The sequence below is a fragment of the Bradyrhizobium sp. CCBAU 25338 genome, assembly GCF_028128965.1.
GTDB lineage: Bacteria > Pseudomonadota > Alphaproteobacteria > Rhizobiales > Xanthobacteraceae > Bradyrhizobium > Bradyrhizobium liaoningense.
Genome location: NZ_LFKY01000040.1, coordinates 354,703 through 369,286, shown reverse-complemented (window position 1 = coordinate 369,286; position 14,584 = coordinate 354,703). Strand labels below are relative to the sequence as shown.

Sequence of the window (14,584 nt, the reverse complement as noted above, 5' to 3'; positions counted from 1 at the left end):
TGCAACCAATCCTTACGCGGCCTCGAACTGGGCGTAACCGGACGCTTCCAGCTCCAGCGCCAGCTCCTTGCCGCCGCTCTTCACGACGCGGCCCCTCGACATCACGTGCACGACGTCGGGCACGATGTAGTTCAGCAGCCGCTGATAGTGGGTGATGACGACCATCGCGCGCTTGGGCGAGCGCAGCGCGTTGACGCCGTCGGCCGCGATGCGCAGCGCGTCGATGTCGAGGCCGGAATCCATCTCGTCGAGGATGCACAGGCTCGGCTCGAACAGCGCCATCTGCAGCACCTCGTTGCGCTTCTTCTCGCCGCCGGAGAAGCCGACATTGACGCCGCGCTTGAGCATGTCCTGCGGGATGTTCAGCGACTTCGAGACTTCACGGACCTTCTTCAGGAAATCAGGCGTCGAATATTCGCTCTCGCCGCGCGCCTTGCGCTGCGCGTTGAGCGCGGTGCGCAGGAAGGTCATGGTGGCAACGCCGGGAATCTCGACCGGATACTGAAATGCCAGGAACACGCCCTTCGCGGCGCGCTCCTCCGGCGCCATCTCCAGGAGGTCCTCGCCTTTGAACAGGATCTGACCGTCGGTGACCTCATAGCCGGGCTTGCCGGCGATGACGTGCGAGAGCGTCGACTTGCCGGAGCCGTTCGGCCCCATGATCGCGTGCACCTCGCCTTCGTTCACGGTCAGCGTCAACCCATGGAGGATCTCACGCTCCTCGACACGAACCTTGAGGTCTTTCACTTCAAGCAAAGCCATTGTCATGTTTCCATCTATCTCCTCATCCTGAGGAGCGCCGCAGGCGCGTCTCGAAGGACTGAGGCCACCAATCTTTCCGAAATCCATCCTTCGAGACGGCCGCTTGCGCGGCCTCCTCAGGATGAGGTCGGAGCTAGCCGACCGACCCTTCGAGCGAGATCGAGATCAGCTTCTGCGCTTCCACGGCGAATTCCATGGGCAGCTGCTGCAGCACGTCCTTGACGAAGCCGTTGACGACGAGACCGACCGCCTCTTCCTGGCTGAGCCCGCGCTGGATGCAGTAGAACAGCACGTCCTCGGAGATCTTCGAGGTGGTCGCCTCGTGCTCGAACGTCGCCGACGAGTTCTTCGCCTCGATGTACGGCACGGTGTGCGCGCCGCATTTGTCGCCGATCAGCAGCGAATCGCAGGCGGTGAAGTTGCGTGCGCCGGTCGCTTTCCGGTGCGCCGTGACGAGGCCGCGATAGGTGTTCTGCGACTTGCCGGCGGCGATGCCCTTGGAGATGATCCGGCTCGTGGTGTTCTTGCCGAGATGGATCATCTTGGTGCCGCTGTCGACCTGCTGATAGCCGTTCGAGATCGCGATCGAATAGAACTCGCCGCGCGAATTGTCGCCGCGCAGGATGCAGCTCGGATATTTCCAGGTGATCGCGGACCCGGTCTCGACCTGGGTCCAGGAGATCTTGGAATTGTTGCCGCGGCAGTCGCCACGCTTGGTGACGAAATTGTAGATGCCGCCCTTGCCTTCCGAATTGCCGGGGTACCAGTTCTGCACCGTCGAATATTTGATCTCGGCATCGTCATGCGCGACGAGTTCGACCACGGCGGCGTGGAGCTGGTTCTCGTCGCGCTGCGGCGCCGTACAGCCTTCGAGATAGGAGACGTAGGAGCCCTTGTCGGCGATGATCAGCGTGCGCTCGAACTGGCCGGTGTTGCGCTCGTTGATGCGGAAATAGGTCGACAGCTCCATCGGGCAGCGCACGCCCGGCGGCACGTAGACGAACGAGCCGTCGGAGAACACCGCCGAGTTCAGCGTCGCGTAGAAATTGTCCGAGGTCGGAACCACCGAGCCGAGATACTTCTGCACCAACTCAGGATGCTCGCGGATCGCCTCCGAGATCGGCATGAAGATCACGCCGGCCTTCTTCAGCTCGGCCTTGAACGTGGTGGCCACAGAGACCGAGTCGAACACCGCATCGACCGCGATCTTGCGGCGGGCCGGATCTTCCTCGCCCACCTTGGGCTCGACGCCTTCGAGCATGGCGACTTCCCGCAAGGGGATGCCGAGCTTCTCGTAGGTCTTCAGGATCTCCGGATCGATCTCGTCGAGCGAGGTGATCGTCTTCTTCGGCTTCGGCGCCGAATAGTAATAGAGATCCTGGAAGTCGATCTTGGGATAGTCGACGCGGGCCCAGGTCGGCTCCGTCATAGTCAGCCAGCGCCGATAGGCTTCCAGCCGCCACTGGAGCATCCAGGCGGGCTCGTTCTTCTTCTCGGAGATGAACTTGACGGTGTCTTCCGACAGCCCCTTGGGGGCCTTGTCGGACTCGATCAGGGTCTCAAACCCATAACGATACTGGTCGACGTCGATGCGCTTCACGCGCTCGACCGTCTCTTGTACGGCTGGCATTTCATCCTCCGCTCGCGGTTTCAAGGACCGCGGTGGATCAAACTCGGTCGAGTATTACGATATTTCTCTGCGGAAAGCACGGGCTTAGAACCGTTCGAGCCGTGTTTCGTCGCTTAGCCCTTAAGTAGGGTATTACCAAGCTTTCGCCAAGCCTCTAACGCCCTATTGATGTCATCTGGCTCCGTGGACCAGCCCAGACTGAGGCGCACCGCTCCCTGGGCGACCGCGGGGTCGTAGCCCATGGCAGACAGGACGTGGGACGGCTGGACCTTGCCGGAGGAGCAGGCGGAACCGGAGGAGACGGCGATCCCCTCCAGGTCGAAGCCGATCACGGCAGTTTCGGCCTTCAGGCCTGGCGCGGTGAAAAGCACGGTATTCGGTATCCGCTCCACGTCATCCGCAAAGACCGTCGCTCCGGCAACGTCGCGAAGGCCATTTTCCAAACGATCTCTGAGAGTTGCCATTCGCTTCAAATCCTCCGGCAGAGCCTGAAGCGCGGCTTTCACCGCCGCCCCGAAGCCGGCGATCCCCGCGACATTCTCGGTTCCGGCCCGACGGTTGAGCTCCTGCCCACCACCACGCAGCACCGGCTCCAGGCCGACCATCCCGTCGGCCATCACCAGTGCGCCGACCCCCTTGGGGCCGCCGATCTTGTGCGCAGAAAAGGCGCCAAGATCTGCACCTACCTTATTGATATCGAAATGGATTTTCCCGAGTGCCTGGATCGCATCGACGTGCAGGAGACCGCCGGCCTCATGGACGACGCTTGCGGCCTCAGCGATGGGCTGGAGCGCGCCGGTCTCGTTATTGGCGGCCATGATCGAGACCAGGGCTGGCGGGCCGTCCTTGAGCTGCACCTTCAGATCCTCGAGGTCGACCACGCCGGAGCGCGTGACCCGGATCAGACCGATCCTATCCGACGGGAACCGGCCGCCCGCCAGCACCGAAGCATGCTCAACCGCCGAGACCAGCAGCCGCTCGACGGGGCCTCCCGACGGCCCCCGCAGACCCGGCGAGAGCGCCAGCGCATTGGCCTCGGTTCCAGCTGAGGTGAAGATAACGTTTCGTGGCAGCGCGCCGACCGCGGCCGCCAGCGCGGCGCGGGCCTCCTCGACCAGCCGTCGCGCCTCCCGGCCCTCGGCATGGACCGATGACGGATTGCCGACGAGGTCATAGGCCGCGACCATCGCCGCCCGCGCCTCGGGGCGCAGCGGCGTGGTCGCGTTCCAGTCGAGATAGACACGTGTCAGCATCTCGCCCTCTTAGCACCTTTTGCCAGCGGACCAACGGGACGGAGCGTATCAGACCGGCTGGTGCTGCTCCGTCCTGAGAACCGTCCGCGGCACCGCCCGCAATCCGAACAGCGGCCGCAGGCAGGCGATGCGCCGGACGATTTCATAGGTCATCACGCATGTGAGTGCGGTCCCAACGATGACGATGGACGCCTCGATCCCGGCCGGCATACCGGTGTCATGCAATTGATGGGCGATCACGATGATCGCGGTCTGATGCACGATGTAGTACGGGAAGATCGCGTCGGTCAGATAGCGACGCACGGCGCCGTCGGCCGTGAAGTAGCGCCGCGCAAAGCCCAGCACGGCTGCAATCGCGAGCCATTGGTAGCCACCATAGGCCGAGGCGGCGCCCCACTTCAGCGCCGGCGATGGCGCAAACAGACCGAAGCGAACCAGGATGAAGGCCGAGAAGCAGATGGCCGCAGCGACCAATGCCACCCAGCGCCGGGCCTCGACGTTGCGCCAGATCCCTTCCTGCTTCGCCAGCAGAAAGCCGATCAGGAAGGCCGTGGCGTGGTCCCCGTGGTTGTACCAGTCACCGAACAACGCATGCGTCGACGGGAAGGCCGGGAACAGCACCAGACGCCAAGCCACAAACAGCAGGCACGGCACGATCAGGAGCCATGGCCCGGCGAGCAAGACGGCCAGCTTGCGGCTGAGCCAGTCAGCGCCGGCCGGCCAAAGCGCGAGCACGCCCAGCAAGGCCATCGTGTAGACCCACAGATAGACCACGAACCAGAGATGGTTCCAGGTCGGCAACACGATGCAAGGGTTCGGACAGAACTGCGCCCCGAAGACAAAATAGTGCCGGGTGTAGAAATCGAAAAAGCCCGCGGAATAGCCGAGGCTCTCGACGATCTGGAGGTAGGACTGCGGCGGCACGATGATGAGCATGCCGAAGATCAGCGGGATCAAGAGCCGCGCCGACCGCGCACCGGCCAGCGAGGCGAGACTCGACTTGTCCAGCATGAAGCGTGTGGCAACCCCGGACACCAGAAACAGAAGCGACAGCCGCCAGGGGTTGAGGAACAGCATTACCGGTTCCAGCCAGGTGAGCCGGTGCACGCTCTTGATGTGAAATCCCCAGGACACGTAGAGCATGCCGACGTGGTAGAAGATCAGCAGCCCGAAGGCTAAAATCCGCACCCAGTCCAGATCGATGCGCCTGTCCGAGCTTTGGAACTGCTGTGGTGTTGTCATGGTATTCTGCTCCTTGACGGAACGACGAACGCGGTTTCCGGGCCATGGCTGCTGACACCGAAAATGCTCCGCCGGCGGCGCGCGTCGAGCCGGTTTGGGATCAGAATCGGACGCGGGGGGACGAGCCGCCCGCGGCCGGGACGAGTCGCGGGCCCTTTGGGACCAGCGGCGGCGACCGGACGATGTTTGCCGCGATTGCGGCGGTTGCGCTCGCGATCGGAATCGTCAACGCGTTTTCGGGCGCTCAGGACGCCGCCTGGCGCGGCGACCGCTACGACATCGGCCGGCGGCTGTTCTGGGAGATGTCGAGCATTGCCGTCATCCTGCTGCTGCTGCCGATCCTGGTGCTGGCGGTCCGCCGCATGCGCCGGACACCCGGCCTTGCCGCCCGCGCAGCAATCGGTGCGATCACCCTGCTCGGCTTTTCGGCGCTCCACATCAGCGGCATGGTCTGGGTGCGGAAGCTTGCGCTCTGGCTCGCCGGAGGCGCCTACGATTTCCGTTTCTCGCTTGCGACGGTCCTTTACGAATTCCGCAAGGATGCCGTGGCGGTCGTCCTGATCGCCGGCACGATCTGGCTGCTCGAAAGCCGCCGCGAGCTGAAGAGCGCCGCGGCCGCTCCGCCGGCACCACAGGGCCCCCAACAGGCTTCATCGCCGGATGTGATCTGGCTGCGCGACGGTACGCGCCGCCTTCGCGTGGTGCCGCACGACATCCTCTGGGTCGCGTCCGCCGGCAACTACATCGAATACAGCCTCGCCGACGGCAGCCAGCACCTGATCCGGGGCACGCTGGCGGCCGCGGAAAGCGAGCTGGCGCGATTTTCCATCGTCCGCGTTCATCGGACCAGGCTTGCCAATCTCGACCGGGTGCGCGGCGTGGACCTCAAGCCTTCAGGAGATTTCGAGCTCGCCTTCGACAACGGGCAGTCGCTCGGGGGCAGCCGACGTTACCGGCCGGCGGTCGTCGCGCTCGGAAGCCGAACCGACCCCGGAATCAACATTGCCGATCGACCGGCGAAACAGTCGTGATTCCAATTGGTTGAGGGCTGTCCTGCGGCGGCCGGCTCCTGCCGTTCTGCGGTTGACCTCGGGCAGGTCCCGATCAGGGGCGGCAGGCCGAAGATGACGCTGCCGTGACTGACTAAGCTCTTGAGCCCATTGAGAGATGTCGAAGATGCTTGCTTTTTGACCCTTGCCTCGTGTTAGAACGCGCGCGTCAGTTCACCTGCGCGCCACTCGCGCATCATCCGAGGGCGCGCCTCTCCACCCTCATTCGTGCTCCCGTCGGCCGCAACGCTGATGGAGCCACAGTCGGTTGATTGCGCAGGGATCACCTCCAAGGGACTCAATCAGAGACATCCATGCCTGAAGTCATTTTTACCGGCCCTGCGGGCCGTCTCGAAGGCCGCTATCACCCGGCCAAGCAGAAGAACGCGCCGATCGCGATGATCCTGCATCCGCATCCGCAGTTCCACGGCACGATGAACCATCAGATCGTGTACCAGTGCTACTACGCCTTCGCGCATCGCGGCTTCTCGGTGCTGCGCTTCAATTTCCGCGGCGTCGGCCGCAGCCAGGGCTCGTTCGACCACGGCACCGGCGAATTGTCGGATGCAGCCGCCGCGCTCGACTGGGCGCAGACCATCAATCCCGAAGCGCGCGCCTGCTGGGTCGCCGGCTTCTCGTTCGGCGCCTGGATCGGCATGCAGCTGCTGATGCGCCGCCCCGAGGTCGAAGGCTTCATCTCGATCGCGCCGCCCGCGAACCTCTATGACTTCTCGTTCCTCGCACCCTGCCCGTCGTCGGGCCTGATCGTGCATGGCGAGAAGGACGCGGTTGTGCCGCCCAAGGACGTCAACACGCTGGTCGAGAAGCTGAAGACGCAGAAGGGCATCGTGATCGACCAGCAGATCATCCCCGGCGCCAACCATTTCTTCGACGCCAAGCTCGAGCCGCTGATGGAAACCATCACGGCGTATCTGGACATGCGTCTGGCCAACGTGCGCTAAGCCAGCTTGAGCGCGACGATCCCCATCAAGACGAGCGCGATGCCCGCAAGCTTCATCGCGCTCAAGGACTCGCCGAACAGCACCACGCCCATCAGGAAGGTGCCGGCGGCGCCAATGCCGGTCCAGACCGAATAGGCGACGCCGACCTCGAGCACCTTCAAGGCGCGTCCCAGCAGGAAGACGAAGGCAGCGAGCAGCACGAGCGACGCGACGCTCCAGCCGGGCCGCGTATAGCCTTCCGCATTTTTCATCGCGATCGCCCAGCCGACGTCGAGCAGGCCCGCGAGCACGAGCATGGCCCAAGCCAACGACGGAGACATGGCGCGCGCTCAGGCCGCAAGCTTGAGCAGATGCGCGTCGTGCCGCACGAGGAAGGCGCGCAGCAATTGCGGATAGTCCGCGCCGACGGCGCTGCGCACGCTCAGACGTTTCGCGAGCTCGGCGCGCCACGCACGGACCTTCGGGACATCGCGGAAGATGCCGTGCTCGGTCAGCTCGTCGAACAGATCGAAATAGCGGAAGATCGGCGCGAACACGGCGTCGACGAGACTGAACGCGTCGCCGGAAAAGAATGGACCTGCGCCGAGCGCGGCCTCGACGCGCGCAAATTTCGCCTTGAGCGCCTGACGCTTGTTCTCGAACGTCGCCGGATCGGTCGTGGTTTCCAGGCCCCAGAGATCACCGAGGATCGCCGAGCCGAACTCCATCCAGGCGCGGTGCTCGGCGCGTTTCAAAGCATCCGCCGGATGCAGCTTCGCACCGCCCTGCGTCTCCTCGATGTACTCGCAGATGACGTTGCTCTCGAACAGCGCGACCTCGCCCTTCTCCGTCGTCACCACAAGCACCGGCACCTTGCCGAGTGGCGACAGCTTTAAGAACCAGTCGGGCTTGCTGGCGAGATCGATGTCGATCCGCTCGAACGGCACGCCTTTCTCCTCGAGCGCGATCACGGCGCGCTGCACGTAGGGACAAAGCTTGTGGCTGATCAGTTTGAGCGAGGCGGTCATGGCAGCGATCCCGACAGGTTGATGCAACTGCATCCAACATAGATGCATTTGCATGCACTCGTCAAGATCAATGCATCTGCATTAATCGGCCGCGATCTCAGGGCCGCGCCATGACCCCGCCCGTCATCGGCATCGGCACGCCCGTAGTGGAAGGATAGGACAGCGGCAGGCCCTTCAAGCCGCGGGCGGCGAGAAAGCCGAAGGCCTGCGCCTCGATGGCGTCGGAGGCCCAGCCGAGCGTTTCGGCGGCCTCGACGGTTGCCGAGCCCACCCGCTCCCGCAGCATGCGCAGCATGGACAGGTTGCGGGCGCCGCCGCCGCAGACGATCCAGCTGCGCGGCCGCCGCGGCAACAGCGGAATGACCCGGGCGATCGCCGCCGCGGTGAAGGCAGTCAGCGTCGCGGCACCGTCGGCCGGCGCGACGTCGCCGAGCTTCAGGGCGGCAAAGTCGTTGCGGTCGAGCGATTTCGGCGGCGGCAGCGCGAAGAACGGCAGCTCCAGCGCCCGCGCGATCCAGGCTTCATCCACCTTGCCGAGCGCTGCGAATTTGCCCTCGGCATCGAACGCCTGGTTCATGGTGCGGTACATGAAATCGTCCAGCAGCGCATTGCCGGGGCCCGTGTCGCAGGCAATCAACGCGTCGTTGCCGTCGATATAGGTTATGTTGGAGACGCCGCCGATATTGACCACGACGATCGGCCCCTCGCGCTGCAGCGATTGGACGAGCGCCCGGTGGTAGACCGGCACGAAAGGCGCACCCTGCCCGCCGGCCTCGACGTCGGCCGCGCGGAAATCATACATGACGGGAATATGGATCGCCTTGGCCAGTGCCGGCCCATCGCCGATCTGGACCGTCAGCCGTTTTTCGGGCCGGTGCAGCACGGTCTGGCCGTGGAAGCCGACGATGTCGATGTCCTCCGGCCTCATGCGGTTCTGGGCGAGGAAGGCAGTGACCGCCTCGGCATGGGCCCGCGTCACCGCACGCTCGGCATCGGCCAGAATGCCCGGGCGGGCGTCGCGTTGCTGCAGCTGCACGGCCTCGCTCAGCGCCTGGCGCAGCAGGTTGCGCTCGGCCGGGCTGTAGGCCCGGTAGCCGGACGGCCCGAACGCCTTGACCTGTTTTCCATCGGTTTCGATCAGCGCGACATCCACCCCATCCAGCGAGGTGCCGCTCATCAGACCGAGTGCCGTCAACATCATGGATCAGCGTCCTCAAGAGACCCGCCCTGGCCTGCCGATCTTGTGCCAGAGGGACACATCTTATAATGCCAACGCGCCAAGTGGCGGGCGGTCATCGGGTTCCCGCGGAAGACCCTTAAATTGCCCCCAAAACAGTAAACCAAGAATTGTCAGGCACGCCGACAGATGACTGCATTTAAATCGGATTTCCTCAATATCCTGCAGGAACGAGGATTCATCCACCAGTGCTCCGATTTCGAGGGGCTGGATGCGCTTGCCGCCAAGGGCGAAGCCATCGCCTATGTCGGCTACGATTGCACCGCCCGCTCGCTGCACATCGGTAATTACCTGACCATGATGATGCTGCACTGGCTCCAGCAGTCCGGCAACAAGCCGATCACGCTGATGGGCGGCGGCACCACCATGGTGGGCGACCCCTCCGGCAAGGACGAGACACGCGCGATGCGCACCGTCGCCGAGATCGAGGCCAACAAGGAATCGATCCGCGGCGTGTTCGCAAAGGTACTGCGTTATGGCGAGGGCAAGAGCGACGCCATCATGCTCGACAATGCGGAGTGGCTGACCAGGCTGAACTGGATCGAGATGCTGCGCGACGTCGGCCGGCACTTCTCGGTCAACCGCATGCTGACCATGGACTCCGTGCGCCTGCGCCTCGAGCGCGAGCAGGAGATGAGCTTCATCGAGTTCAACTACATGGTCTGCCAGGCCTACGACTTCGTCGAGCTGGCCAAGCGCACCGGTTGCCGCCTCCAGATGGGCGGCTCGGACCAGTGGGGCAACATCATCATGGGCGTCGATCTCGGCCGCCGCATGGGCACGCACCAGCTGTTCGCGCTGACGACGCCGCTGCTGACGACCGCGTCCGGCGCCAAGATGGGCAAGACCGCGCAAGGCGCCGTCTGGCTCAACGCCGACCAGTTCAGCCCTTATGACTTCTGGCAGTACTGGCGCAACACTGAGGATGCCGACGTCGGCAAGTTCCTGAAGCTGTTCACGACGCTGCCGATCGCCGAGATCAGGAAGCTCGAGGCGCTGGGCGGCTCGGAGATCAACGAGGCCAAGAAGGTGCTCGCGACCGAGGCAACCGCGCTGCTGCACGGCCGGGACGCTGCGAACGAAGCGGCGGAGACCGCGCGCCGCACCTTCGAGGAAGGCGCGCTCGCCGAAAGCCTGCCGACGGTGGAAATTCCGCGTGGCGAGCTCGACGCCGGCCTCGGCGTGCTCAACGCCTTCGTCAAGGCAGGCTTGGTTGCCTCCAACGGCGAAGCCCGGCGGCAGATCAAGGGCGGCGGCCTGCGCGTCAACGACGCGCCAATTACCGACGAGAAGATGGCGCTGTCGGCGGGCAATCTGACGCCGGAAGGCGTGATCAAGCTGTCCTTCGGCAAGAAGAAGCACGTGCTCATCAAGCCTGCATAGGCGTATGAGCTTTTCACTGCTTGTCAGGCGGCGTCGAAGCGCGCCTCCTGACCGGCAATGGACCAGAACACGCCCAAGGAAACGACAGCGGAAGCGAGCAAGGAACGAGCCGGAAGCACCAGGCCGAACGCGGTGCGCACCGCTCTCGTCGTGCTCGGCCTGTGCTTTACGCTGGCGGTTCTTGGCCGCGGGCTGAGCGAGAGCTTCACCGTCTTCCTCAAGCCGATCTCCGAAGATCTTGGCTGGGACCGTGCCCAGGCCGTCTCGATCTATTCACTGACCTGGCTCGTCAGCGGGCTGACCGCACCGCTGGTCGGGCGCCTGTTCGATCATTCCGGACCGCGCATCGTCTATGCGCTCGGGTTGGTCCTGCTCGGTTCGGCCTTTCTGATCGCGAGCCATTCGCAAGCCCTCTGGCAATTCCAGCTCTCGATCGGCATCTGCCTCGGCATCGGCGTCGCCTTCATCGGCAATGTGCCCAACTCGATCCTGCTCGGCCGCTGGTTCGGCCCAAAGCTGCCGACCGCCATGGCCGTGGTCTATTCGGCGATGGGCGGCGGCGTGCTGGCATTGCTTCCGGCCTCGCAGCTTCTGATCGATCATCTCGGCTGGCGCGAAACTTATCAGGTCTATGGCCTCGCCGCGCTCGGGCTGCTGGTGCCGCTGCTGCTCCTGCCCTGGCGCGTGTTCGCGGCCGGCTCACCGCACGTCACCAAGAAGAGCGATCCGGATTTCGTCGACAGCGGCTGGACGCTTGTGAGCGCGATGCGTCACCATGCCTTCTGGGCCCTGTTCTCGACCTTCTTCTTCACCGCGGTCGGCATGTATTCCATCGCCGCGCAGATCGTGGCCTATTTGATCGACGCCGGCTTTCCGCCGCTCCAGGCTGCGACCGCCTGGGGCTTCTCCGGCGTCGTGCTGGTGTTCGGCATGCTCGGCGTCTCCGCGCTCGACGGACTGATCGGACGCCGGCCGTCGGTGCTGCTCAGCTACGCGATCTCGATCCTTGGCATCGTTCTGCTCTGGCTGCTGCAGTACTATCCGAACGTCATCCTGCTCACCGGTTTCGTCGTCTGCTTCGGCAGCATGATGGGCTCCCGCGGGCCGCTGATCACCGCCACCGCGATGAAGATCTTTCGCGGCAAGCGCGTCGGCACCATCTTCGGCACGATCTCGATCGGCAGCGGCTTGGGCTCGGCCTTCGGCTCATGGAGCGGCGGTCTGATTCACGATGCAACGCACGGCTACAATCTCCTGCTGGTCTTCGCGCTTGCGAGCGTGATCCTCGGAATGATTCCATTCCTGATCGTCCCCGCCTTGCGGGAGTAGGTCTCCCCGACGTAACCTGCATCCCTTGGCGTCACCGGGATATTACCTACGAGCCTGAGGCGAACTCGCAAAAAAGGCGGATCGCGCGCGGCTGAAAAGCCGGGCCTGCGGTGTTTTGTCCGACATGACAAAAATGTCAGCGCGGAATTGATCGTAGGTGGCTTGCGAGACGAAACTGAATACGGTCCAAGTCGCAGCATTGGATGGAGGGCAAACCAATGGACTTTCCTTATCTCTCTCGCTTTCAACCGGTTCTGCTGAGCCTGTTTCGCTTCGTCACCGGCCTCTTGCTGTTCCAGTACGGCGTCGCCAAGCTGTTCAAGTTTCCGGTGCTTCCCTACTTCGCCAACATTCCGCCGCTGATCTGGACGGCCGGCGCGATCGAGCTCGTGCTCGGCGCGCTCCTGATGCTCGGCCTGTTCACGCGGCTCACCGCGTTCATCCTCGCGGGTGAAATGGCCTTCGCCTACTTCATGGGCCACATGTTCAAGGGCGAGACGCCGGTGTTCCTGCCGCTGCTGAACGGCGGCACCGCCGCGATCCTGTTCTGCTTCGCCTGTCTCTATCTCTCGGCGGCCGGCGGCGGCTCGGTGAGCGTCGATGCCGCGATGGGCAAGGAGAGCGACGCAGGCGGCGGCGCCTATGCGCGGCGCTGATGCGCTTCGCCGGTTAACCTGAAAGTAAGACGGCACCGGCGGATCTGCCGGTGCCGGTCACCGCGTCCCCAGCACGTTCCAGATGAGAACGAGGACCGCCACGAGCAGCACGGACATGATGATTCGGTGAACGAATCGATTCATGAGCGCTCCTGCCAGGCTGGCTGACCGCCAAAGCGAAAGACCAATTCTCTCCGGCATCTGCATTGGCCTGCATCGACACCTGTCGTCGATTTGGTTGCAGGCTTGCGCATAAGGCTGCACCGCTGCTTTCGCGCGGCGCGCTTCTGCGCGCTTATGTTCATGATTGGTAAGAACTTCATGCTACCCATGCGAGCAATAACAACCATTCCGTAGGGGCTGTGATGAAGTTGCTGAGCAATCTGAAGATCCGCACCAAGCTCGCCAGCATGGTCTGCCTTGCGGCTCTCACAGTCACGGCCATCATCGGCGTATCGGCCGTGCTCAGCAAGAGCCGCATGATGGAGGACCGCGTCCAGCAGATGCGGACCGCAGTGGAGCTCCTCTTCAACTACGCTCAATCGCTCCAGGACGAAGTGACCGCCGGCAAGCTGACGCCAGCCGACGCCAAGGCCCTGTTCCACCAGCGTGGCCGCCGCATGAGCTTCAACGGCGGTCAGGGCTATCCGGTGGTCTACAATCAGGACACCTCCCTGGTCGTGAACGGCGCCAACCAGCAGCTCGAAGGCAAGATCACCGGCGCCAAGGATTCCAACGGCGTGCTGATCGCCGACGCCATCATCAAGGCCGGCAGCGAGACCGCGCAGGGCGGCGTGACCTCCTATCTCTATCCCCGTCCCGGCCAGACCGAGCCGGTCCGCAAGATGGTGTTCGCACGTAAATTCGCGCCCTGGAACGTGACCATCAGCTACGGCCTCTATGTCGACGACATCGACGCCGACGTGCGCGCGCTGACGCTAGAGCTCGGCGCAATCGGCATCGGCCTGATGCTGCTGATGGCGACGCTGTCCTGGCTGATCGCCCGCGACGTGCTCGGCGCGCTCGACCGCCAGAAGAATCGTATGCAGGAGATTTCCGAAGGCGCCATCGACAAGCCGGTCGAGGAGACCGATCGCGGCGACGAGATCGGCCGCATGGCCGAGACCCTCGAAATCCTGCGCCAGACGGCTCTGACAGCGCGCGCGCTGGAGGCCGAACAGGCCGCCACCAAGACGCGCACCGAACAGGAGAAGCGCGAGGCCCTGATCGCGCTTGCCGACCGCTTCGATGCCTCCGTCGGCCAGCTCGTCGGCCTGATGGCCTCCGGCTCCGGTGAGCTCGAGGCCACCGCCAAGTCGATGTCCTCGACCGCCGAAGGCACCAACAGCCGCGCCGCCGTGGTCGGCTCGGCCGCCACCGAAGCCAGCCAGCGCGTCCAGACCGTCGCGGCCGCCGCGGAAGAGCTCTCCTCCTCCATCACCGAGATCAGCCGTCAGGTCGCGCAATCCGCCGAGGTCACCGGCCGCGCCGTGGACAGCGCCCGCCGCACCGACACCATCGTGCGCGCATTGTCCGACGGCGCCCAGCAGATCGAGCACGTCGCCGAGCTGATCTCCAGCATCGCGGCACAGACCAATCTGCTCGCGCTCAACGCCACCATCGAGGCGGCCCGCGCCGGTGAAGCCGGCCGCGGCTTTGCGGTCGTCGCCTCCGAGGTGAAGTCGCTGGCGAGCCAGACTGCGGAAGCCACCCGCGAGATCGGCGACAAGATCGCCCAGATCCAGGGCGCGACCAAGGAAGCGGTGGATGCGATCGGCGGCATTACCGCCACCATCGAGGAGGTCAGCCGCATCGCGACCTCGATCGGCGCCGCCATCGAGGAGCAAGGCGCCGCCACGGCCGAGATCGCCCGCAGCGTCTCGCAGACGGCGGAGGCGACCAAGGAGGTCACCACCAATATCGGCGTCGTCTCCACTGCCGCCAACGAGACCGGCAACGCCGCCGGCATGGTGCTCGCTGCGGCCTCGAACCTCTCCAAGCAGGCCGAGCAGCTCTCCGGCGAGGTCGGGACGTTCCTGGCCGGCGTGCGCGCCGCCTAACGCGCCACCCCCGA

General features: G+C 64.4%; 13 protein-coding genes. 6 read left to right on the top strand and 7 right to left on the bottom strand.

The window, feature by feature from the left end; translation table 11 throughout:
- Positions 1 to 12 precede the first annotated feature (12 nt).
- From sufC to ACM42_RS26155, 4 genes are all read right to left on the bottom strand, one after another.
- Positions 13 to 762, bottom strand: coding sequence for a Fe-S cluster assembly ATPase SufC (gene sufC, locus ACM42_RS26170; RefSeq protein ID WP_035675958.1), 750 nt, complete (start codon positions 760 to 762; stop codon positions 13 to 15).
- Between the two features lie 133 nt (positions 763 to 895).
- On the bottom strand, positions 896 to 2,392 hold the full coding sequence (sufB, locus tag ACM42_RS26165; RefSeq protein WP_271530578.1) for a Fe-S cluster assembly protein SufB: 1,497 nt from the start codon (positions 2,390 to 2,392) through the stop codon (positions 896 to 898).
- 113 nt (positions 2,393 to 2,505) lie between these two features.
- A complete protein-coding gene (locus ACM42_RS26160) occupies positions 2,506 to 3,645 on the bottom strand; it encodes a cysteine desulfurase family protein (RefSeq protein WP_271530577.1) in 1,140 nt (379 codons plus the stop codon).
- A 48-nt stretch (positions 3,646 to 3,693) separates the two neighbouring features.
- Positions 3,694 to 4,887, bottom strand: a complete 1,194-nt coding sequence (locus ACM42_RS26155) for an acyltransferase family protein (protein ID WP_271530576.1) — start codon at positions 4,885 to 4,887, stop codon at positions 3,694 to 3,696.
- 182 nt (positions 4,888 to 5,069) lie between these two features.
- Between ACM42_RS26155 and ACM42_RS26150 the strand changes: the two genes are divergently transcribed.
- Together ACM42_RS26150 and ACM42_RS26145 are read left to right on the top strand one after the other, a co-directional pair.
- Complete coding sequence (locus ACM42_RS26150; RefSeq protein ID WP_271530575.1) at positions 5,070 to 5,918, top strand: LytTR family DNA-binding domain-containing protein; 849 nt, start codon at positions 5,070 to 5,072, stop codon at positions 5,916 to 5,918.
- A 332-nt stretch (positions 5,919 to 6,250) separates the two neighbouring features.
- Entirely contained in the window at positions 6,251 to 6,898 is a 648-nt protein-coding gene (locus ACM42_RS26145; protein ID WP_024337874.1) for an alpha/beta hydrolase, read from the top strand.
- On the opposite strand, the gene ACM42_RS26140 is transcribed toward ACM42_RS26145, so the two are convergent.
- From ACM42_RS26140 to ACM42_RS26130, 3 genes are all read right to left on the bottom strand, one after another.
- A complete protein-coding gene (locus ACM42_RS26140) occupies positions 6,895 to 7,218 on the bottom strand; it encodes a DMT family transporter (protein WP_271530574.1) in 324 nt (107 codons plus the stop codon). The two genes, ACM42_RS26145 and ACM42_RS26140, sit on opposite strands and share 4 nt — an antisense overlap.
- A gap of 9 nt (positions 7,219 to 7,227) precedes the next feature.
- Positions 7,228 to 7,905, bottom strand: coding sequence for a glutathione S-transferase family protein (locus ACM42_RS26135; protein ID WP_271530573.1), 678 nt, complete (start codon positions 7,903 to 7,905; stop codon positions 7,228 to 7,230).
- A gap of 97 nt (positions 7,906 to 8,002) precedes the next feature.
- The gene (locus tag ACM42_RS26130; RefSeq protein ID WP_271530572.1) at positions 8,003 to 9,106 is read right to left on the bottom strand and encodes an anhydro-N-acetylmuramic acid kinase; all 1,104 of its coding nucleotides are present in this window, start codon (positions 9,104 to 9,106) and stop codon (positions 8,003 to 8,005) included.
- 165 nt (positions 9,107 to 9,271) lie between these two features.
- Between ACM42_RS26130 and tyrS the strand changes: the two genes are divergently transcribed.
- The 4 genes from tyrS to ACM42_RS26110 all read left to right on the top strand — a co-directional run bounded on the left by tyrS (position 9,272) and on the right by ACM42_RS26110 (position 14,570).
- Positions 9,272 to 10,525 (top strand): tyrosine--tRNA ligase, encoded by a 1,254-nt coding sequence (gene tyrS, locus ACM42_RS26125; protein ID WP_271530571.1) that lies wholly within the window; start codon positions 9,272 to 9,274, stop codon positions 10,523 to 10,525.
- 57 nt (positions 10,526 to 10,582) lie between these two features.
- A complete protein-coding gene (locus tag ACM42_RS26120) occupies positions 10,583 to 11,854 on the top strand; it encodes an MFS transporter (RefSeq protein WP_271530570.1) in 1,272 nt (423 codons plus the stop codon).
- A gap of 218 nt (positions 11,855 to 12,072) precedes the next feature.
- Positions 12,073 to 12,510 carry a DoxX family protein gene (locus ACM42_RS26115; protein WP_271530569.1) on the top strand — a complete coding sequence of 146 codons (438 nt, stop codon included), beginning with the start codon at positions 12,073 to 12,075 and terminating at the stop codon, positions 12,508 to 12,510.
- Positions 12,511 to 12,875: 365 nt separating this feature from the next.
- A complete protein-coding gene (locus tag ACM42_RS26110) occupies positions 12,876 to 14,570 on the top strand; it encodes a methyl-accepting chemotaxis protein (protein ID WP_271530568.1) in 1,695 nt (564 codons plus the stop codon).
- The last annotated feature ends 14 nt before the right edge of the window (positions 14,571 to 14,584 follow it).